The 19,463-nt window shown below is 72.0% G+C and carries 16 protein-coding genes; 8 read left to right on the forward strand and 8 right to left on the reverse strand.

The features are described 5' to 3' along the window. The first annotated feature begins 406 nt into the window (after positions 1-406). The 3 genes from OG432_RS21345 (at position 407) to OG432_RS21355 (ending at position 4,323) form a co-directional block, all read left to right on the forward strand. A complete protein-coding gene (locus OG432_RS21345) occupies positions 407-2,233 on the forward strand; it encodes a DEAD/DEAH box helicase (protein WP_443058428.1) in 1,827 nt (608 codons plus the stop codon). 507 nt (positions 2,234-2,740) lie between these two features. Further along, a complete protein-coding gene (locus OG432_RS21350) occupies positions 2,741-3,385 on the forward strand; it encodes an IclR family transcriptional regulator (protein ID WP_328312555.1) in 645 nt (214 codons plus the stop codon). Positions 3,386-3,534: 149 nt separating this feature from the next. After that, a complete protein-coding gene (locus OG432_RS21355; RefSeq protein ID WP_328312556.1) occupies positions 3,535-4,323 on the forward strand; it encodes a YlbL family protein in 789 nt (262 codons plus the stop codon). Here the strand turns inward: OG432_RS21355 and OG432_RS21360 are convergent. The 4 genes from OG432_RS21360 to OG432_RS21375 all read right to left on the reverse strand — a co-directional run bounded on the left by OG432_RS21360 (position 4,262) and on the right by OG432_RS21375 (position 7,159). Next, on the reverse strand, positions 4,262-5,635 hold the full coding sequence (locus tag OG432_RS21360; RefSeq protein ID WP_328312557.1) for an MFS transporter: 1,374 nt from the start codon (positions 5,633-5,635) through the stop codon (positions 4,262-4,264). The two genes, OG432_RS21355 and OG432_RS21360, sit on opposite strands and share 62 nt — an antisense overlap. Beyond that, entirely contained in the window at positions 5,632-5,835 is a 204-nt protein-coding gene (locus tag OG432_RS21365) for a hypothetical protein (protein ID WP_328312558.1), read from the reverse strand. The genes OG432_RS21360 and OG432_RS21365 overlap by 4 nt, the downstream gene beginning before the upstream one ends. Positions 5,836-5,958: 123 nt before the next feature. Continuing rightward, positions 5,959-6,567: an ArsR/SmtB family transcription factor gene (locus OG432_RS21370; protein WP_328312559.1), complete on the reverse strand. Its 609-nt coding sequence runs from the start codon at positions 6,565-6,567 to the stop codon at positions 5,959-5,961. 106 nt (positions 6,568-6,673) lie between these two features. After that, complete coding sequence (locus OG432_RS21375; protein ID WP_328312560.1) at positions 6,674-7,159, reverse strand: Lrp/AsnC family transcriptional regulator; 486 nt, start codon at positions 7,157-7,159, stop codon at positions 6,674-6,676. A gap of 121 nt (positions 7,160-7,280) precedes the next feature. Here OG432_RS21375 and hppD point away from each other — a divergent pair, with 121 nt between their 5' ends. Continuing rightward, a complete protein-coding gene (gene hppD, locus OG432_RS21380; RefSeq protein ID WP_328312561.1) occupies positions 7,281-8,423 on the forward strand; it encodes a 4-hydroxyphenylpyruvate dioxygenase in 1,143 nt (380 codons plus the stop codon). Between the two features lie 118 nt (positions 8,424-8,541). Here hppD and OG432_RS21385 read toward each other — a convergent pair whose 3' ends face one another. Next, on the reverse strand, positions 8,542-10,194 hold the full coding sequence (locus OG432_RS21385; protein ID WP_328312562.1) for a tetratricopeptide repeat protein: 1,653 nt from the start codon (positions 10,192-10,194) through the stop codon (positions 8,542-8,544). Positions 10,195-10,291: 97 nt separating this feature from the next. Here OG432_RS21385 and OG432_RS21390 point away from each other — a divergent pair, with 97 nt between their 5' ends. Further along, a complete protein-coding gene (locus OG432_RS21390) occupies positions 10,292-11,659 on the forward strand; it encodes an FAD-binding oxidoreductase (protein ID WP_328312563.1) in 1,368 nt (455 codons plus the stop codon). A 70-nt stretch (positions 11,660-11,729) separates the two neighbouring features. Here OG432_RS21390 and OG432_RS21395 read toward each other — a convergent pair whose 3' ends face one another. Next, on the reverse strand, positions 11,730-12,221 hold the full coding sequence (locus OG432_RS21395) for an SsgA family sporulation/cell division regulator (RefSeq protein WP_328312564.1): 492 nt from the start codon (positions 12,219-12,221) through the stop codon (positions 11,730-11,732). Positions 12,222-12,343: 122 nt separating this feature from the next. Continuing rightward, the gene (locus OG432_RS21400) at positions 12,344-13,507 is read right to left on the reverse strand and encodes a hypothetical protein (protein WP_443058429.1); all 1,164 of its coding nucleotides are present in this window, start codon (positions 13,505-13,507) and stop codon (positions 12,344-12,346) included. 286 nt (positions 13,508-13,793) lie between these two features. Between OG432_RS21400 and OG432_RS21405 the strand changes: the two genes are divergently transcribed. Together OG432_RS21405 and OG432_RS21410 are read left to right on the forward strand one after the other, a co-directional pair. Next, positions 13,794-15,275 carry an RDD family protein gene (locus tag OG432_RS21405; RefSeq protein ID WP_328312566.1) on the forward strand — a complete coding sequence of 494 codons (1,482 nt, stop codon included), beginning with the start codon at positions 13,794-13,796 and terminating at the stop codon, positions 15,273-15,275. Between the two features lie 154 nt (positions 15,276-15,429). After that, positions 15,430-16,236, forward strand: coding sequence for an RDD family protein (locus OG432_RS21410; protein WP_328312567.1), 807 nt, complete (start codon positions 15,430-15,432; stop codon positions 16,234-16,236). On the opposite strand, the gene OG432_RS21415 is transcribed toward OG432_RS21410, so the two are convergent. Further along, positions 16,222-16,581 carry a hypothetical protein gene (locus OG432_RS21415; RefSeq protein ID WP_328312568.1) on the reverse strand — a complete coding sequence of 120 codons (360 nt, stop codon included), beginning with the start codon at positions 16,579-16,581 and terminating at the stop codon, positions 16,222-16,224. The genes OG432_RS21410 and OG432_RS21415 overlap by 15 nt on opposite strands. Before the next feature lie 420 nt (positions 16,582-17,001). On the opposite strand from OG432_RS21415, the gene OG432_RS21420 reads away from it, so the two are divergent. Beyond that, positions 17,002-19,392: an immune inhibitor A domain-containing protein gene (locus OG432_RS21420; protein ID WP_328312569.1), complete on the forward strand. Its 2,391-nt coding sequence runs from the start codon at positions 17,002-17,004 to the stop codon at positions 19,390-19,392. Positions 19,393-19,463 lie beyond the last annotated feature (71 nt).

Raw genomic sequence — 19,463 nt, forward strand, 5'->3', positions numbered from 1 at the left:
ACAGCCCCGCGCCCCTTAGCTGCTCGGTGCCGGGCGGCATGGGCATCCTCAGTCCGTCATGGGGGTCCCCCCTGGCCCTCAAGGCCTTGGGGGAGATTGAGGATGAGCGCCCTTCAGGCGCGAAACGGGGTCTGGGGCGGAGCCCCAGGGAGCCGAGGCCCTCAAGTAGCCGCACGGGATGGGGGTCCCCCCTGCTCATTAAGAGCTTGGGGGAGGGTGGGAAAACGCGTCGGGGGCTGGGGCGGAGCCCCGGGGTGGGTTGTGAGCCCGCTCTCACCGGCGCCCCGCCGCGAGACGTTCCGCCGGCCCCCGCACCCCGCGCCGGTAGGGTGGCCCGGTTGTCGTACGTAAGAGCCGGTGTTCCCGACCCCGCCTCAGCAACAGCCCGCCGGGCCCCGCGGCCCGGATGCCCGAGATCCCGTACACCGAGAGACCCGAACCGGAGACCGTGACTACTACCGCCTCCCACCACCTCTCACCCGCCTTCCCCGGCCGGGCCCCCTGGGGCACCGCCAACAAGCTGCGTGCCTGGCAGCAGGGCGCCCTGGAGAGGTACGTCCAGGAGCAGCCGCGCGACTTCCTCGCCGTCGCGACGCCCGGCGCCGGCAAGACGACCTTCGCGCTGACGCTCGCGTCGTGGCTGCTGCACCACCACGTGGTGCAGCAGATCACCGTCGTCGCGCCGACCGAGCACCTCAAGAAGCAGTGGGCCGACGCGGCGGCCCGCGTCGGCATCAAGCTCGACCCGGAGTACAGCGCCGGCCCGCTGAACCGCGAGTACCACGGCGTGGCCGTCACCTACGCCGGTGTCGGCGTGCGCCCGATGCTGCACCGCAACCGGTGCGAGCAGCGCAAGACCCTGGTGATCCTGGACGAGATCCACCACGCCGGTGACTCCAAGTCCTGGGGCGAGGCGTGCCTGGAGGCGTTCGACCCCGCCACCCGGCGGCTCGCGCTCACCGGCACCCCCTTCCGCTCCGACACCAACCCGATCCCGTTCGTCACGTACGAGGAGGGCAACGACGGGATCCGGCGTTCCTCCGCCGACTACACGTACGGCTACGGCAACGCGCTGGCCGACGGCGTCGTGCGGCCGGTCATATTCATGAGCTACAGCGGCAACATGCGCTGGCGCACCAAGGCCGGCGACGAGATCGCGGCCCGGCTCGGTGAGCCCATGACCAAGGACGCCATTTCGCAGGCCTGGCGCACCGCGCTCGACCCGCGCGGCGACTGGATGCCCAACGTGCTGCGCGCCGCCGACCAGCGCCTGACCGAGGTCAGGAAGGCCATCCCGGACGCCGGAGCGCTCGTCATCGCGTCCGACCAGGACTCCGCCCGCGCCTACGCCAAACTGATCCGCGAGATCACCGGCTCCAAGGCGACGGTCGTGCTTTCCGACGACACCGGAGCCTCGAAGCGGATCGACGAATTCAGCGAAAGCGACGACCGGTGGATGGTCGCCGTCCGCATGGTTTCGGAAGGCGTCGACGTGCCGCGCCTGGCCGTCGGCGTGTACGCCACCACCATTTCGACCCCGCTCTTCTTCGCGCAGGCCGTCGGCCGTTTCGTGCGATCGCGCAGGCGCGGTGAGACCGCTTCCGTTTTCGTTCCCACCATTCCGATGCTCCTCGCCTTCGCCAATGAGATGGAGGTCGAGCGCGACCACGTGCTCGACAAGCCGAAGAAGGAGGGCGAGGAAGACCCGTACGCCGAGTCCGAACAGGAAATGGACGACGCGAACAAGCAGGAGGACGAGGACACGGGCGAGCAGGACATGCTGCCCTTCGAGGCCCTCGAATCCGACGCCGTCTTCGACCGCGTCATGTACAACGGCGCCGAATTCGGCATGCAGGCCCACCCGGGAAGCGAGGAGGAGCAGGACTATCTCGGCATTCCCGGGCTCCTCGAACCCGACCAGGTGCAGATGTTGCTCCAGAAGCGGCAGGCCCGGCAGATCGCGCACAGCCGCCAGAAGCCGGCCGACCAGGCGGACCTGCTCGAAATGCCCGCCGAGCGGCGCCCCGTCGTTTCGCACAAGGAACTGCTCGAACTGCGCAAGTCGCTCAACACGATGGTCGGCGCGTACGTCCACCAGAGCGGCAAGCCGCACGGTGTCATCCACACCGAGCTGCGCCGGGTGTGCGGCGGCCCGCCGAGCGCCGAGGCGTCGGCCGGGCAGCTCCGCGAGCGGATCAAGAAGGTCCAGGAGTGGGCCACCCGCATGAAGTAGCGCCGGCGCGCGGGGCGGTGGGGAACGTGAGCGGGGCCCGGCGCGTGCTGCCGGGCCCCGCAGGACCCCGGGGGGCAAGGCCCACGGGATCGGATGTGTACGAGGACCGGCCCCCACGGACGCCCCTCGAACCACTGCCACGGTAATGTCCCGGCAAATCTGTCGTGCTCGCCCAAGGTCCCCGGTGATACGGACTTAGGTCCCGAAGGTGATCGAACAGGGATCAAATTCAGCGCTTCCGGCGTTTATTTGTCCATCCGTCGGGTCCGTTCCGCCCATTCCGCAGGGCTCCGAATTCTGCTCGCGCCCGGATTCTGGACGAGGTCTTCCGCTGAGCGGTGTCCGCTCGCTACTGTCCCGGCCATGCAAAACGCCCCGTGGCAGCGTCGCCGCGGAGCGCAGCCGGTGCCTTGGCCTCGCCGGCGGGCTCTGCGCGCGATGCCGATGGGACCGGTGTCGCGAACCACGTGAGAGTGCCGCCGCGACTCGCCATTTAAGGAGTGGGTCGTGACCGCGGAGACCTCCCAGACGCTCGACCGGGGACTACGTGTCCTCAAGCTGCTCGCCGACACCGACCACGGCCTGACGGTCACCGAGTTGTCCAACAAACTCGGCGTCAACCGCACGGTCGTCTACCGCCTGCTCGCGACCCTGGAGCAGCACACCCTCGTCCGCCGCGACCTGGGCGGCCGCGCCCGGGTCGGGCTCGGGGTGCTGCGGCTCGGCCGCCAGGTGCATCCGCTGGTCCGCGAGGCGGCGCTGCCCGCGCTGCGCTCGCTCGCCGAGGACATAGGCGCCACCGCCCACCTCACGCTCGTCGACGGGTCGGACGCGCTCGCCGTCGCCGTGGTCGAGCCGACCTGGACGGACTACCACGTCGCCTACCGGGCCGGTTTCCGTCACCCCTTGGACAAGGGCGCCGCCGGCCGGGCGATCCTCTCGGCCCGGCAGAGCGGGGGCCTCGGTGAGCCCGGCTTCACCCTCACCCACGGCGAACTCGAAGCCGGCGCGAGCGGAGCCGCCGCCCCGCTGGTCGGCGTGACCGGAATAGAGGGCAGCGTGGGTGTCGTCATGCTTGCCGACGCGGTGCCCGAACGGGTCGGCCCGCGCGTCGTGGACGCGGCCAAGGAAGTCGCCGACGCGCTGCGCTGAGCGCGCGGGGCTCCGGGGGCGAGCGCCCCTGGCGTGAGAGGCGTACGGGATCGTCGGCGCCCGGGGCGGAAGGCGTACGGGCCCGTCGGCGCCCGGGGGCGTGAGGGGCGTACGGTCGGCCGTGGCGGGCGTACGGCTAGATTGGAGCCGTGCTCTCTCGTCACCCCCGCCTCCGCAATCTCGCCATCGGCGCCGCGCCGGTCGTCGCGCTGCTCGCCGTCGCCTGCTTCGCTCCGCTGCCGTTCGCGGTGGCCCAGCCGGGGCCGACCGCGAACGTGCTGGGGAACGACGAGGGCAAGCCGGTGATCACCATCACCGGCGCGCCCACCCGCCCCACCAGCGGGCAGCTGCGGATGACGACGATTCTCGCGACGGGGCCGGACGCGGACGTCGGCATCTCCGACGTCGTCGACGGCTGGTTTCGCACCGACCGGGCCGTGATGCCCCGCGACTCGGTCTATCCCGGCGGCGGCAGCGAGAAGGACATCTCCGAGCACAACCAGGCGGAGATGAAGCAGTCGCAGGACGCCGCCTCCGTCGCGGCCCTCGGCTACCTCGGCCTCAGCCCCGACAAGGTCGAGGTCGATCTGCACCTCGCCGACGTCGGCGGCCCGAGCGCGGGGCTGCTCTTCACCCTCGGCATCATCGACAAGCTGAACGGCGACGGCTCGGGCGGTGACCTCACCGGCGGCCGCACCATCGCAGGCACCGGCACGATCGCCGGCAACGGGGAGGTCGGCGCGGTCGGCGGAGTCGCCCTCAAGACCCAGGCCGCCGCCCGGGACGGCGCGACCGTCTTCCTCGTGCCGAAGGGTGAGTGCTCGGATGCCAAGTCCGAACTGCCCAAGGGGCTGCGGCTGATCCCCGTCACCACGCTCAAGAGCGCGGTGTCCTCGCTCCAGGCGCTGCAGAAGGGCGCCCCGGTTCCGTCCTGCTGACGCCGCCCACGGCCTCAGCTGCCTCAGCGGCCGCAGGGGTCCCAGCGGGTGCCGGCCCCGCGGGCTCCCCGGCCTCCGCGTCGAGGTCCTTCCACGCCGGGAGGACCAGCGGGCTCAGCGTCGCCAGGAGGTACACCCCGCCGACCAGGAGCAGTGCGCCGCGCAGCCCCGCGCGCTCCACGAGGAACCCCGCCGCGAGGCCGCCGAGCGGCATCGCCAGTTCGCAGCCCGCCGTGAGCACCCCGGCGACCCGGCTGCGCAGGGCGTCCGGCACCCTCTCGTAGGTCACCGTCGTGAGGATCGGGTTCAGGGCGCCGCCCGCGAGCCCGGCCACCACCATCGTGACCGCGAGCGGCAGCGTGGTGCCGGTCAGCGCGGCCACCGCGTAGCGGGGCGCCCCGCACAGCAGCACGCAGACCGAGAAGACCGTACGGCGCCGGAAGCGGTGTCCGAGCAGGCCGTACAGGAGCGCCCCCGCCAGGCCGCCCGCTCCGAACAGCGCGGAGAGCAGGCCGAGTTGGGGCGCGCCGCCCAGGTTCCGGTCGGCGTGGACCGGGAGCAGCACGGCGTTCCATCCCTGGTCGGTGCCGTTCATCAGCATGACCATGGCGACCACGGCGAGCAGCAGCCGGGTGCGCGCCAAGTAGGCGTATCCCTCGCGCAGTTCGGCCTTGTAGGTGCGCGGTGTGACCGGTGGCGCCGTGCTCCGGGGCCCGGCCTCGGGGAGGCCGCGCAGGCCTGCCGTGACCAGCGCCGCCGAGACGGCGAAGGTCGCGCCGTCGATGAGCAGGACGTTGCCCGCGCCGGTCAGCGCGATGAGCACGCCGGCCAGGGCCGCGCCGGTCATCCGGGCGCCCCGCGCGACGGCGTCGTACCCGCTGGCCGCGCGCGCCAGGGACGTGCCGGACCGCTCGGCGAGGTCGGGCAGCAGGACGTAGCGCGCGGTGACGCCCGGGGTGTGGGCGAGTCCGCCGAGCGCCATCAGGGCGCACAGCAGCCAGAACGCGAGGAGCCCGGCGTGGTGCAGGAGCGGGATCGCGGTGACCGCGAGGCCGCACACGAGGTCGGAGCCGACCGAGATCCGGCGGCGCCCGGTGCGGTCGATGACCGGGCCGCCGACCAGCGACGACACGACGATCGGCAGCGTTGCGCAGAAGGCCACCACTCCGGCCCGTTCCGCGCTGCCGGTGGTCTGGAGCACGAACCACGGCACCCCGATGAGGGTGAGTGAACTCCCGGTCGCCGAGACGGCGTTGGCGGTCAGCACCGCCGTGAGCGGCCTTCTGTCGCGGTGTCCCCCCGGCCCGCTCATGCGAGGCGGGCTTGCCCACGTGGTGTCTGCTGGGCCATGCGAAGACCCAACTCAACCAGCATCCAGCCGACTTGGGTGCGCATCCGGTGCTCTGGTGGGTGCGCGGCGCGGACCTCGGCCGCCGACTCGGCGGCCCGCGCCCCGGCCGCAAGCTCGGTGGCGCGCAGGTGATGCAGCAGATGGTGGACGTCGCTGTGCATGACGCAGGTCCCTTCTATGGGCTGGATTGAGCGGGCTGGGTCGGCCGGACCGTGCGCCGGATCGGGCGGGCGGGTCGGCCGGACCGTGGGCCGCCGGATCGGGCGGGCGGAACCAGGCGCGGTTCAGCGGGGCGGGGCCGAGCGCGGGAAGGCGTGCAGGTGCACGCGGACCTGGGCGGTGCCGTTCTCGGCCGCGACGGATCGGTACGGCTCGATCACGGCGTGCAGCTTGTCGTTGAGCTCCTGCAGCTGGCCCGGGGTGAGGTCCAGGGTGAAGTCGCTCAGGTCGCTGCTGGCTACCCACGCCTGCGGCCAGTCCTGCTTGGTCCCGAGCCAGGTCGAGAGCTCCTGGGTGTGGATGGTGGCGACCTCGTGCAGGAACAGGTCGGCGGCGCCGCGCACCTCCGGGTCGCTGCTGGTATGCAGGTCCTCGGCGAAGGTCGTGCCGTGGTGGACGGGCTTCCACCAGCGCTCGCGGCCCTTGCCGCGCCCCGGGTCGTCCTCGACGAAGCCGTGCGCGGCCAGCTGGCGCAGGTGGTAACTGGTGGCGCCGCTCGACTCGCCCAGGCGCTCGGCGAGTTGGGAGGCGGTCGCCGAACCGTCGTGGCGCAGCGACTTCAGGATGCGCATCCGCAGCGGGTGGGCGAGGCCGCGCAGGGAGCGGGCGTCGAGGATGCGCTCCCCGGTGGCGTTCTCCAGGGGCGGCACGTGGGAGCGCTTGTTCTCGGGCATGGTCCAAAGATAGCTATGCAAAGGAAGCATTGCAACGCTTTCTTTGCATTGAGTTCTTGGCGACTCACGCCGGAAATGGGGGAGGGGCTGGAGCCCGGGGGGCGCCTCAGGCACCCCCCGGCGCGGAGTCCTGGCCCGCCTGCTCCACCAGCGGGATGATCCGCAGCGGGACCGGGTTCTCCATGACGATCGCCGTCGCGGCCCGGACGATGCCGTCGAAACCGACGACGCGGTCGATCACCCGCTGGAGATCGGCGTTGGAGCGGGCCACGAGGCGGCACAGCATGTCGCCCTGGCCGGTGGTCGTGTGCAGTTCGAGGACCTCGGGCACGGACGCCAAGTGGGCCCGTACGTCGGCCCCCTGGCCCTGTTTGATCTCCAGCGTGGCGAAGGCGGTGACCGGATAGCCGAGCGCCGCCGGATCGACGTCGGGCCCGAAGCCGCGGATGACTCCCTTCGACTGAAGCCGGTCGAGCCGCGCCTGGACCGTGCCGCGGGCCACCCCGAGCCGGCGGGACGCCTCCAGGACGCCGATGCGGGGTTCCCGGGCGAGCAGCACGATCAGCCGCCCGTCCAGATGATCGATCGCCATGGCCGCCTCCGGATGGTCATCGTGTACAGAACGCCCTCTCATCCTGTCCGTCCACTGTGCAGATTGACCAGTGAATGTGCGAACTATTGCGCAGCTTGCCGGACGGAGGGACTCTCCTGGCATGACTGAGACCCTGGATCAGACCCCCGGAACCGCGCGGCAGGCCGACCCCTTCCCGGTGAAGGGCATGGACGCGGTCGTCTTCGCCGTGGGCAACGCCAAGCAGGCCGCGCACTACTACTCGACGGCCTTCGGCATGAAGCTGGTCGCCTACTCCGGACCGGAGAACGGCAGCCGCGAGACCGCCAGTTACGTGCTGACCAGCGGCGGCGCCCGCTTCGTCCTCACCTCCGTCATCAAGCCCTCGACCGACCACGGCCGCTTCCTCGCCGACCACGTCGCCGAGCACGGCGACGGCGTGGTGGACCTCGCCATCGAGGTGCCGGACGCGCGGGCCGCGTACGCGTACGCCACCGAGCACGGCGCCACCGGCCTCGAGGAGCCGCACGAGGTGACCGACGAGCACGGCACCGTCGTCCTCGCCGCGATCGCCACGTACGGCAAGACCCGCCACACCCTGGTCGAGCGCACCGGCTACACAGGCCCCTACCTGCCCGGCTTCGTCGAGGCCGCGCCGCTGGTGGAGACGCCCAAGCGCTTCTTCCAGGCGATCGACCACTGCGTGGGCAACGTCGAGCTCGGCAAGATGAACGAGTGGGTGGCGTTCTACAACAACGTCATGGGCTTCACCAACATGAAGGAGTTCGTGGGCGACGACATCGCCACCGAGTACTCCGCGCTGATGTCCAAGGTCGTCGCCGACGGCACCCTCAAGGTGAAGTTCCCGCTCAACGAGCCGGCCATCGCCAAGAAGAAGTCGCAGATCGACGAGTACCTGGAGTTCTACGGCGGCCCCGGCGTCCAGCACATCGCGCTCGCCACCAACGACATCGTCGCCTCGGTACGCGCCATGCGCGCCGCCGGCGTCCAGTTCCTCAACACCCCCGACTCCTACTACGACACCCTCGGCGAGTGGGCCGGCGAGACGCGCGTGCCGGTCGAGACGCTGCGCGAGCTGAAGATCCTGGTCGACCGCGACGAGGACGGCTACCTGCTCCAGATCTTCACCAAGCCGGTGCAGGACCGGCCCACCGTCTTCTTCGAGATGATCGAGCGGCACGGTTCGATGGGATTCGGCAAGGGCAACTTCAAGGCCCTGTTCGAGGCCATCGAGCGCGAGCAGGAGCTGCGCGGCAACCTCTGACCTGCAACAGGTCACGTCCGTACGGTAATTGAGTTACCGTCATGAGTCACCGGCCCCACGGACCTGACCCGTGGGGCCGGGGCGTTTTCCGGCCGTTGCGGCGCCTGCTCGGCCGCGCTCAGCCGCGCCGCTGCGACGGCTTCGCCGGCTTGGCGGGCCGGGGCCGGGCCGGCCGCCTGGACCCCTGGCCCGACGACTGGTCCGACGACTGGCCGGACGCGGAGCCCCCGCCTCCCGAACCGGAGCCGGAGCCCGCATCCGAACCGGAGCCCGGACCGGCCTGCGCGGCGGCCGCCACCTGGCCGTACATGTCCCGCGGGCCGCCTCCCGGCGGCTCGCCCAGCGCGGCGAGCGCCTCCTTCGCCTTCGGGGCGAGCGCCGGCGAGAAGTACGGGTTGGTGCGCAGCGCGTCCTGAAGATGGCGCCGCGCCGCACCCGACTGCCCCAAGTCCCGCTCCATCATGGCCTGGTGATAGGAGAACAGGGCACTGCGCACCCCGGAGTCGGTCGCCTTCCGCACATGCGCCAGCGCCTCCTCCGTATCGCCCGCCCGGTACATCGCCCAGCCGAGCGCGTCCTCCGCGGCCGGGCTCGGATGCGCCTTCCACTCCGCGTCGAGCCGGTCCACCGCGGCGTGCACCGCCCCGTGATCGGCCTCGAACCGGCCGAGCACCAAGGCGTCGTCGACCCCGTTCGAGCCGTCCCGCGCGGCCAGCTCGCGCAGCTTGTCGAACCAGGTCCGCGCGTCGCCGTCCAGGCCCTGCGACTCGTACAACTCGCCCAGTTCCAGGACGTATTCGGGCCTCGGGAGCCGGGCGATCGCCGCCTGGTAGTCGCGCTGCGCGTCGGCCGTGCGGCCGAGTGCCGCCTTGGCCCGTGCCCGGCCCGCGAGCGCCGCGTGCGCACCCGGATCGGCGTGCAGCGCCGCCTCGTACCGCGCGAGCGCGCCGTCCGGCTCGCCCCGCTCCCAGGCGAGATCGCCCGCCGCCACCAGCGCGGCCGCCTTCTGCACGGGAGAGGTGGCGTGCGCGACGGCCTCGTCGGCGGCCACCGTCGCGTCCTCGCGCCAGCCGTGCGCCCGGTAGACCTCGGCGGCCTGCGTCAACGAGGCCGAGCCGTCCCGCAGTTCGAGCAGCCGCTCCACCGCCTTGGCCGCGCCCTTGGCGTCGCCGAGCCCGTTGTACGCCTCGATCAGCGGCGGGTACAGCGTCCACCGGTTCGCGGAGCGGGCCCGTACGCCCTCGGCCAGGGTGCGCGCCGCCGCGTAGTCGTGGCGGGCGTTGGCGAGGGACGCGAGTCCGATCTCCGCGTCCTGGTTGTCCTTCGGGCGCACCTCCAGGGAGCGCTTGAGCGCCCACTCGGCGCGCGGGTAGAACGACGGGTCGGCGGCCCGCTCCCCGCGCTCCACATAGGCCGCGCCGAGCACCGCCCAGGACGCCTCGTCCGTGGGGTGGGTGCGCACCCAGGCCGCCCGGTCGGTGATGAGCGCCGTCAGATCGCCCACCGAGGCGGGCGCGCCCGCGGTCACCGCGGTCAGGGCGCGCGCCGCGGGGCCCGGGGCGGGCGGCGCCGCCTTCGGCCCCCGGCGCTCCGGCATGATCAACAGGACGCCCCCGACCAGCACCCCCGCCGCCAGCGCCACCAGGGCCGCCCGCTTCAGGGCCGGCCGCGGCCCCGGCCGCCGCGCGGTCCGCTGAGCCTCGGCCGACGCCGAGAGCCAGGCCGCCCGCCGGGCAGCGTCCGGGTCCTGTTCGGTCTTAGCGATCTCCATGGCGTTCACTGTGCGTCAATAGGAAGAGCCCACCGCTCCCGCCCGACCGACCGGGGAAAGGGTTCACACCGATGGCCCCGGGTGCCAGGCTGAGAACATGGACGATCTTCTCGAACGGCTGCATGAGGGCCTCCCCGCGGACGCCGTCATCACCGACCCCGACATCACGGGCTCCTACGCCCACGACATGGCGAGCTTCTGCTCGGCGGGCAGCCCGGCCGTGGTGGTGCTGCCCCGCACGGTCGAGCAGGTCCAGCACGTGATGCGCACGGCCACCGCGCTGCGGGTGCCCGTCGTGCCGCAGGGCGCGCGCACCGGCCTGTCCGGCGCGGCCAACGCGAGCGACGGCTGCATCGTCCTGTCGCTCGTCAAGATGGACCGCATCCTGGAGATCAGCCCCGTCGACCGGGTCGCGGTCGTGGAGCCGGGCGTCGTCAACGCCGTGCTGTCGCGTGCCGTCCACGAACACGGGCTCTACTACCCGCCGGATCCCTCCAGTTGGGAGATGTGCACCATCGGCGGGAACATCGGCACCGCCTCCGGCGGCCTGTGCTGCGTGAAGTACGGGGTGACCGCCGAGTACGTCCTCGGCCTCGAAGTGGTCCTCGCCGACGGGCGGCTCATGAGCACCGGCCGGCGCACCGCCAAGGGCGTCGCCGGGTACGACCTGACCCGGCTCTTCGTCGGCTCCGAAGGTAGCCTCGGCATCGTTGTCAAAGCGGTCCTCGCGCTGCGGCCCGCGCCGCCGCCGCAGCTCGCGCTCGCCGCCGAGTTCGGCTCGGCCGCGGCCGCCTGCGACGCGGTCGTCGCGATCATGGAGCGCGGCCACGCCCCGTCGCTGCTCGAACTCATGGACCGCACCACCATCCAGGCCGTCAACCGCATGGCCAACATGGGCCTGCCCGAGAGCACCGAGGCGCTGCTGCTCGCCGCCTTCGACACCCCGGACGCGGCCGCCGACCTCGCGGCCGTCGGCGCCCTGTGCACCGCCTCCGGCGCCACCGACGTCGTGCCGGCCGACGACGTCGCCGAGTCCGAACTCCTGCTCCAGGCAAGGCGGTTGTCGCTCACCGCGCTGGAGACGATCAAGCCGGCCACGATGATCGACGACGTGTGCGTGCCGCGCTCGAAGCTCGCCGCGATGCTGGAGGGCACCTCGGCGATCGCCGCCAAGTACGGCCTGACCATCGGTGTCTGCGCCCACGCGGGCGACGGCAACACCCACCCCGTGGTCTGCTTCGACGACGCCGACGAGGACGAGTCGCGGCGCGCCCGCGAATCGTTCGACGAGATCATGGCGCTCGGCCTGGAACTGGGCGGCACCATCACCGGTGAACACGGCGTGGGCGTACTGAAGAAGGAGTGGCTCGCCCGCGAACTCGGGCCGGTGGGCATCGAGATGCAGCGCGCCGTCAAGCATGCCTTCGACCCGCTGGATCTGCTCAACCCCGGCAAACTGTTCTGACGGCGCCGCCCCGCACGCCGCCCCGCACGCCGCCCCGCGCGCCGCCCCGCGCGCCGTCCCGCGCGCTTCCTCACACGCCCTCCTCCGGGCGGGACTCGTCGCGGGGCCAGGGGTCGCGCAGCCACAGCTCGTCGGCGCGGCCGCGGCCGGTGGTGGTCGCCAGCAGCTCGGCGAGGCCGTCGTCGATGCCGAGCTGCTCCGTCTCGGAGCCCGGCGGCACCACCCGCAGCGTGCGTTCCAGCCACGCCGACACGGGCACGGCGGGGGCCTCCAGGAGCGCGTCCCCGTCCGGTGAGCTGAGCGCCATCAGGACCACGCTGCGGCCCTCGACCTTGGTCGGCCAGATCCGCACGTCGCCGTGGCCGCACGGCCGGAACACCCCCTCGACCAGGAGCTCGCGCGCGAAGGTCCAGTGGACGGGGGTGTCGGAGCCGATGTGGAAGGTGATGTGCACGGCGTAGGGATCCTCCGTGCGGTACGTGAGCCGGGCCGGCACGGGGATGCTCCGCTCGGGCGACAGCACCAGCTTGAGTTCCAGTTCGCGCTCCACGACGGTGTGCATGGCTTCCTCTTCTCTTCCCGGTGCGGGGACCGGTGCCGGGCCCCGCACCGGATGAGAGCAAGTTCCCCGGCGGTCATGACGCGACTTCGGGAAATTTTTTTCACACCCGCCCGGACCGCCCGCTACGGCGGGCCCGAGCCGCCCAGCCAGGTCGCCCCGTACACCGCCGAGCCCAGCGCGAGGGCGGCGACCACGGAGACCGCGCGCGAGGCCCGCACCCGGGACAGCGCCAGCGCCACCGGCAGCAGCAGCGGGAAGGCCGGAAGCAGCAGCCGCGGCTTGGAGCCGAAGTAGCCCGACGAGCACAGCGCGAGGGCCATCACGATGCCGGTGTAGACGAGCAGCGGCAGCGGCTGACGCCCGCGCACACACGCCGCGTACGCCCACAGCGCGAGCGCCGTGCCCGCGATCAGACCGAGCCCGGCGAGCACGACGGGCCAGCCGCCCAGGTGCGCCACGATGAACTTCGCGTACGCCAGGCCCCCGTCGAAGCCGTTGCCCCACTCGGCCTGCACGTCCAGATACGCGAGCGGGCTGCCGCGGCGCGCCCCCACCCACAGGATGTAGGCGACCGCGCCGAGCGGGGCGAGCAGCACCCCGGCGAGCATCCGCGCCCCGACGCTCCGGCCGCGGCGCGCCTCGACCACGGCGCCCGCCCACAGCGCGGCGGCCACCGCGAGCCCCACGGGCCGGGTCAGCCCGGCGAGCGACGCGAGGAGCCCGGCCTCGACCCAGCGCCGCCGGGCCACCGCGTACAGCGCCCACGCGGCGAGCGCCACGAACAGGGCCTCGCTGTAGGCCATCGACTGGACGATGCCGACCGGTACCGCCGCCCACAGCGTCACCAGGAGGAGCCCCGCCCGGTGGCCGTAGAGGTGATGGCCGATCAGATACATGCCCCAGGCGGCGACCGGCCCCGCCACCCCGCTGACCAGAAGACCCGCATCGCCGGGGCCCAGCGGGCTCACCGCGCCGACGGCCCGCTCGAGCCAGGGGAGCAGCGGGAAGAACGCCTGGTCGGACAGGACCCGCCCGTCCGGCGCGGTCAGCGTGAAGTCGTATCCCGACCCGGCGACCCGCGCGTACCAGAGCGAGTCCCAGCGGCGGGAGAGCAACGCATGGGCGTCGGCGCCGTTGGCGCGCGACCACAATCCGAGGACCAGCAGGCCCAGCGCGCGGACCGCCGCGAAGGCCGCGACCGCCGTCCAGGCCCGCCGTAGCGCGGGCGACGACGCCTCGGGGTCCACCGGGCTGTCATGACCGGTCCGACCGGGCCCCACGTGCATCGTTGACTCGCTTTCCTGACCGGCAGGGCCGGGGGCGTCGGTTCGACGCGCCACGACTGTACGCACTGCCGCGCTCCGCCCGTGCGGCGAGGACCCCGCTGCCGGGCGGCACCCCGCGTCGCTCGAACGCGGGCTTCCTGCCCGGCTTCCTCCTAACGGCCGCGCGTTCTTGGTTAGGGTTCGTCCCACGGGCCTGCCGGGGCGGGTGCGGGCGTGCGACGCGGCCCGGTCCGGCCGGGTGCCGCGGCGGACATCAAGTGTGCTGGATCGGAACGGAGTTGGGGACATGGCGACGGTTCCTCCTGACAGCGACGGGAGCGCAGCCAGGGAGGGGTACTACCCGGATCCCTCCATTCCCGGATATGTCCGGTACTGGAACGGTGTCTCCTGGGTGCCCGGCACGAGCCGGCCCGCTCCGGCCGCCGATGAGGCCCCGCCCACCCCGCCGCCGGGCGCCGCCCCCGCCCCGGCCCCCTCGCTCGCCGCCGTGCCCCCGGTCCGTTCCGCACCGGCCGAGGAGACGGGCCCGGTCTTCCTGGACGAGCCCGAGGCCGCGTCCGCGTCCGCTCCTGGCGCGCACGGGCAGGGCGGCCACCCGCAGCCCGCCTGGCACGCCGACGCCGCCCACCAGTCCGGATTCGGCGGCGATCAGGACCGCCGCGTCTCGTGGGGCCGGCCGGTCGATCCGCGCGGGCTGCCCGGAGCCGACCCCCGCCTCCCCGACCCCCGGCGCCCCGAACCGGACCGGGCGTCCGACGCCGGGCAGCCGTACCCCGGGCAGCCTTCGGCCCCCGTCCGCCCCGGTGGCCCGGTGCCGCACCAGCAGCAACAAGACCAGCAACACCACCAGCAGCACCAGAGCCAGCACCCGCAACACCCGCAGCAGCCCGGCCGGATCGCGGGAACCGTGCTGCCCGCCGCCGTCGAACCGCCTCCCGTGCGAGCCCAACTGCCCGCGTCCGGGGACCCGTTGGGGCAGTCGGCCACCGGCCGCGCGGACGGCTCGTACACCGCGGCCGGTCCGACACCCGCGCCCGCCGCCCCCCAGCCGACGGCTCAGCCGCCCGGCGCTCAACCCGCCCCCGTGCCCGGCTCGCCGATGACGGCCGGGCCGGGGGGCGGGGCCGCGTCGTGGGCGCAGCAGGTGCACCGGCTCGCGCAGCCCGATCCGCAGGGCCAGGCACAGGGGCAGGGGCAGGGGCAGGCTCAGACGCAGGAACCCGTCGTGCCGTGGAAGCCCCCGGTCGCCGACCCGTTCTTCGCGGCCGCCCAGGCGCAGGCCGCGGCACGGCCCGCGGGTCTCGTCAGGCGGCTGATCGCGCGGCTCGTCGACACCGTGCTGCTAGGCGCCGTCGTCGGGGGCCTCGCGGTGCCGCTGCTCACCCGGGTCGGCGACCACATCCAGGAGAAGGTCGACGCGGCGAAGCTGTCGGGCCGCACGGTCACCGTGTATCTGCTGGACGGCACGACCGCGGGTTTCCTCGGGATCGTGCTCGGCGCCTTCCTCGTCCTCGGCCTGCTGTACGAGGCGCTGCCCACCGCCAAGTGGGGGCGCACTCTCGGCAAGCGGCTGTGCGGGGTGCAGGTGCGCGGCATCGAGTCGTACGAGCCGCCGACGTTCGGCCAGGCGGCGCGGCGCTGGCTGGTCTACGGGGTGCTCGGGCTGCTCGTGATCGGCGTGGTCGACGTGGCGTGGTGCCTGTTCGACCGGCCGTGGCGCCAGTGCTGGCACGACAAGGCGGCCCGGACGTTCGTCGCGCGGGGATAGCGCGGGGATAGCGCGGGGACACAGCCGGGCCTGGCGGGGGCCAGGCGGAGGCCGGGCGGGGCCGGGGCGATGGAGAGGCCGGGGTCCGCCCGGATGCCCCCCGAACGGCGTCCCTCCGGTCGCGGAGGTCCCGCGCGCGCGGTGCACTACCGGCATGAGTACCGATCAGCCGCCGCCCGGTCAGCCGCCCGAGGACGACCCGTTCCTCAAGAGGCCGTCAGAGCCTCCGCAGAGCGGTTCTCCCTACGGCGGTGCCCAGCCGCCGCCCGCCGACGCGCCCCACGGTTCGGGCCCGCCGCCCGGCGGCGCCGGCCCTTACGGCGCTCCGCCCCCGCCCGGCGGGTCGGGCCCGTACGGCGGCGGTGGTGGTCCGTACGGCGGACCGCCTCCCCCCGGTGGCGGTTCGCCGTACGACAGCGCGCCGCCGCCCTCCGACCCGTACGGGGGTCAGTACGGCGGTGTCGACCCGCTGGCCGGGATGCCGCCGCTCGCCGACTTCGGCAAGCGGTTCCTGGCGCGCTTCATCGACTTCCTCATCATCGCGATCCCACTCGGCCTGATCGAGTGGGCGACGAGCAACCGGGTCGTCATCTCCACCACCGACAACGGCGATTCCGGCACCGAGGTGATCAGCAAGGCGTACTCCGGCAGTGGCCTGCTGTGGCTGCTGATCACGCTCGTGGTCTACATCGGCTACGACACCCTGATGGTGGCGAAGTCCGGGCAGACCCTCGGCAAGAAGTGGCTGGGGCTGCGGGTCGCGATGCTCAACGACGGCGCCGTGCCCACGACCAACGCGGCGCTCGCGCGGGCCGCCGTCCTGTGGGCGCCGTTCGTGCTCTGCTGCTACTGCCTGTGGGACATCGTCCTGATCATCACGATCGTGGCCGACAAGCCCTACCGGCAGGGCTGGCACGACAAGGCGGGCAAGACGGTGGTGGTGGTCTCAACTCCGCAGTGAGTGCGCACGGGTGGCGGGCCGCTGCCGGCGGGGGGCCGGCACGCTCTCCCACTGCTGAGACGGCGGGGCGGTCCCCGCGGCGGCGGGGGTCTCGACGACGGCCGCACGGTTCTCCGGTGCCGCATCAGCGGCCGGGGCCGTGCGGTCGTTCGCGTCCGCCCGCGTGCGGCGGGGCAGCGGCATGGGGACCGTCACGGCGACGAGCAGACCGAGCAGCAGCGCGGCGAGCACGATGACCGCCACCCCGATGCCGGACTCGGTGCGGGAGAGCAGCAGCATGGCGACGGTCGAGAACACGACGGTGGCCGAACCGTAGGAGAGCTGTGCGGCAGTGGGACGCGGCATGGCGTTATCCGTCCTCATGGTTCGGATAGGGGTGGAGCCCCTCGACCGTTCTCAACCGGCGGCCTCGGCCCCCGGATCGCACTGCCAAGCGACTCTACGTCCCACCATGCCCGAGCGGAACTGTTGGTAAGCGTGACCTAACCCACGGTGCCGGTGCACGGGGGGCGCACGGAGTCATTCCGGGACGCGCCCCGGTCCGGATGGTGAGACATGTGCACCTGTTGTCCCGGTCTGTTAGCACACCTGTCACGTTCGGATAGCGGAACTCGCCTTCTGCATAATGTACTTGGCACGAACAAGTCAAGATCTGTCTTTTCTTTGGTAACTCCGGTCCAATGTCGTCACTTGAGACGCGTGTCGTGACCGGAACCAGCCCCTCACCCCCCGGTTCCTGCCGGCCGCGGGGGAGGAAAACATCAAGTGACCAGCAGCAGGAGGGCGGCAAGAGCCGCCGCCGTGCTCGTGGCTCTCGCCACGGCCGGCGCCACGGGCTCGGCATACGCCACGGCCCAGGCGGACACGAAGGCCCCGGCGGCCGTCCAGCGTCAGGACCCGTCGACGGCCAACGGCCAGGAGCACAACCTCAAGGGCCCGTTCACCGACCAGCAGGCCCAGCAGCGCCAGGCCGCGCTCGAAGGCGTGCTGTCCGGCAAGAAGCAGGTCGAGAAGCGCGGCGGCTCCGACGTCGTCAAGCTCAGCGACAAGAAGTACGTCGAGCTCGGCCGGCAGAAGACCGACAAGATCTTCACGATCCTGGTGGAGTTCGGCGACCAGGTCGACAACACCACCATGTACGACCCGGACGGCCCGGACGGCCCCAAGCCGCCGCAGCCCAAGTACGGGGGCACCCCCGGCCCGGCGCACAACCAGATAGCCAAGCCGGACCGGTCGAAGGACAACTCGACCGCCTGGCAGGCCGATTACAACCAGAAGCACTACCAGGACCTGTACTTCGGTACGGGCAAGAACGTCAACTCGCTGAAGACGTACTACGAGAAGACGTCCTCGGGCCGCTACTCGGTCGACGGCCAGGTCACCGACTGGGTCAAGATCCCGTACAACGAGGCCCGTTACGGGTCCAACTACTGCGGCCAGACCAACTGCGCCAACGTGTGGGACACCGTCCGCGACGGCGTCAACGCCTGGGTCGCCGACCAGAAGGCCAAGGGCCAGACGGACGCGCAGATCAAGGCGACCCTGGGTCAGTACGACCAGTGGGACCGCAACGACTACAACAACAACGGCAACTTCAACGAGCCCGACGGCTACATCGATCACTTCCAGATCGTGCACGCCGGCGAGGACGAGTCGGCGGGCGGCGGCGCGCAGGCCACCAACGCCCTGTGGGCGCACCGCTGGTACGCGTACGGCACCGACGCGGGCAAGACCGGTCCGGCGAACAACAAGGCCGGCGGCACCCAGATCGGCGACACCGGGATGTGGGTCGGCGACTACACCATGCAGCCGGAGAACGGCGGCCTCGGTGTCTTCGCCCACGAGTACGGCCACGACCTCGGTCTGCCGGACCTCTACGACACCACCAACACCGCCGAGAACTCGGTCGGTTTCTGGTCCCTGATGTCGGCCGGCTCCTGGCTCGGCACCGGCAAGGACTCCATCGGAGACCTGCCCGGCGACATGACCGCGTGGGACAAGCTCCAGCTGGGCTGGCTCGACTACGCCTCGGTGAAGGCGGGTTCGAAGATCACCGCCAAGCTGGGCGTCTCGGAGTACAACACCAAGAACAACCAGGCGCTCGTCGTCGAGCTGCCCAAGAAGGAAGTCACCACCACCGTCGTCAAGCCCGTCGAGGGTTCGAAGCAGTGGTGGAGCGGCATGGGTGACAACCTCAACAACACCCTGACCCGCTCGGTCGACCTGACCGGCAAGTCCAAGGCGTCCCTGGACCTTTCGGGCTGGTGGGACATCGAGAAGGACTACGACTTCCTCTACACCGAGGTCTCCACGGACAACGGCGCCAGCTGGACCGCGATCGACGGCACCGCCGACGGCAAGGCCATCCCGCGCGACTCCAGCGACAAGCCGGCCCTGACCGACGCCTCGGGCGCGTACAAGAAGCTGTCGTACCCGCTCGACCAGTTCGCCGGCAAGCAGATCCAGCTCCGCTTCCGCTACCAGACGGACGGTGGCGCGGGCGGCAAGGGCTTCACCGCCGACGCGATCACCGTCACCGCCGACGGCACCGCCGTGGTCACCGACGGCGCCGAGGGCGGCGACAACGGCTGGACGGCGAAGAACTTCACCCGCATCGGGGAGTCCTTCACCAACGACTACCCGCAGTACTACCTCGCGGAGAACCGCCAGTACGTCTCGTACGACACGACCCTCAAGGTCGGCCCGTACAACTTCGGCTTCTCCAAGACCCGTCCGAGCTGGGTCGAGCACTACCCGTACCAGAAGGGTCTGCTCATCTGGCTCTGGGACACCTCCCAGAAGGACAACAACGTCTCGGCCCACCCCGGCCAGGGTCTGATCCTGCCGGTCGACGCGCACGCCAAGCCGCTGAAGTGGTCGAACGGCACGCTGCTCCGCAACAAGATCCAGCCGTTCGACGCGCCGTTCAGCCAGTACCGCACGGACGCCTTCACGCTCCACAACGCGGACGTGGCGACGAAGATCAAGTCGCAGCCCGGCGTCCCGGTCTTCGACGACCACAAGGGCACGTACTGGTACGCCGAGAACCCGACGGGGAGCGTCAAGGTTCCTGACACCGGGACCAAGATCTCCATCATCGACCAGCCGTCCAACGGCCAGACGATCACGGTGAAGGTCGGCACCTCCACCAAGTAATTGTCAAAACCGCAGGTCAAACCATGATCGGCCGTCGCCCTCTAGCGGGCGGCGGCCGATCGTGTTTAGGT

This window comes from Streptomyces sp. NBC_00442 (genome assembly GCF_036014195.1).
GTDB lineage: Bacteria > Actinomycetota > Actinomycetes > Streptomycetales > Streptomycetaceae > Streptomyces.

Coding starts and splice junctions, on each gene's coding strand:
- OG432_RS21345 (WP_443058428.1), top strand. CDS start 407: ATGCCCGAGATCCCGTACACCGAGAGACCCGAACCGGAGACCGTGACT.
- OG432_RS21360 (WP_328312557.1), bottom strand. CDS start 5,635: ATGAGCGGGCCGGGGGGACACCGCGACAGAAGGCCGCTCACGGCGGTG.
- OG432_RS21365 (WP_328312558.1), bottom strand. CDS start 5,835: ATGCACAGCGACGTCCACCATCTGCTGCATCACCTGCGCGCCACCGAG.
- OG432_RS21370 (WP_328312559.1), bottom strand. CDS start 6,567: ATGCCCGAGAACAAGCGCTCCCACGTGCCGCCCCTGGAGAACGCCACC.
- OG432_RS21375 (WP_328312560.1), bottom strand. CDS start 7,159: ATGGCGATCGATCATCTGGACGGGCGGCTGATCGTGCTGCTCGCCCGG.
- hppD (WP_328312561.1), top strand. CDS start 7,281: ATGACTGAGACCCTGGATCAGACCCCCGGAACCGCGCGGCAGGCCGAC.
- OG432_RS21385 (WP_328312562.1), bottom strand. CDS start 10,194: ATGGAGATCGCTAAGACCGAACAGGACCCGGACGCTGCCCGGCGGGCG.
- OG432_RS21390 (WP_328312563.1), top strand. CDS start 10,292: ATGGACGATCTTCTCGAACGGCTGCATGAGGGCCTCCCCGCGGACGCC.
- OG432_RS21395 (WP_328312564.1), bottom strand. CDS start 12,221: ATGCACACCGTCGTGGAGCGCGAACTGGAACTCAAGCTGGTGCTGTCG.
- OG432_RS21400 (WP_443058429.1), bottom strand. CDS start 13,507: ATGCACGTGGGGCCCGGTCGGACCGGTCATGACAGCCCGGTGGACCCC.
- OG432_RS21405 (WP_328312566.1), top strand. CDS start 13,794: ATGGCGACGGTTCCTCCTGACAGCGACGGGAGCGCAGCCAGGGAGGGG.
- OG432_RS21410 (WP_328312567.1), top strand. CDS start 15,430: ATGAGTACCGATCAGCCGCCGCCCGGTCAGCCGCCCGAGGACGACCCG.
- OG432_RS21415 (WP_328312568.1), bottom strand. CDS start 16,581: ATGCCGCGTCCCACTGCCGCACAGCTCTCCTACGGTTCGGCCACCGTC.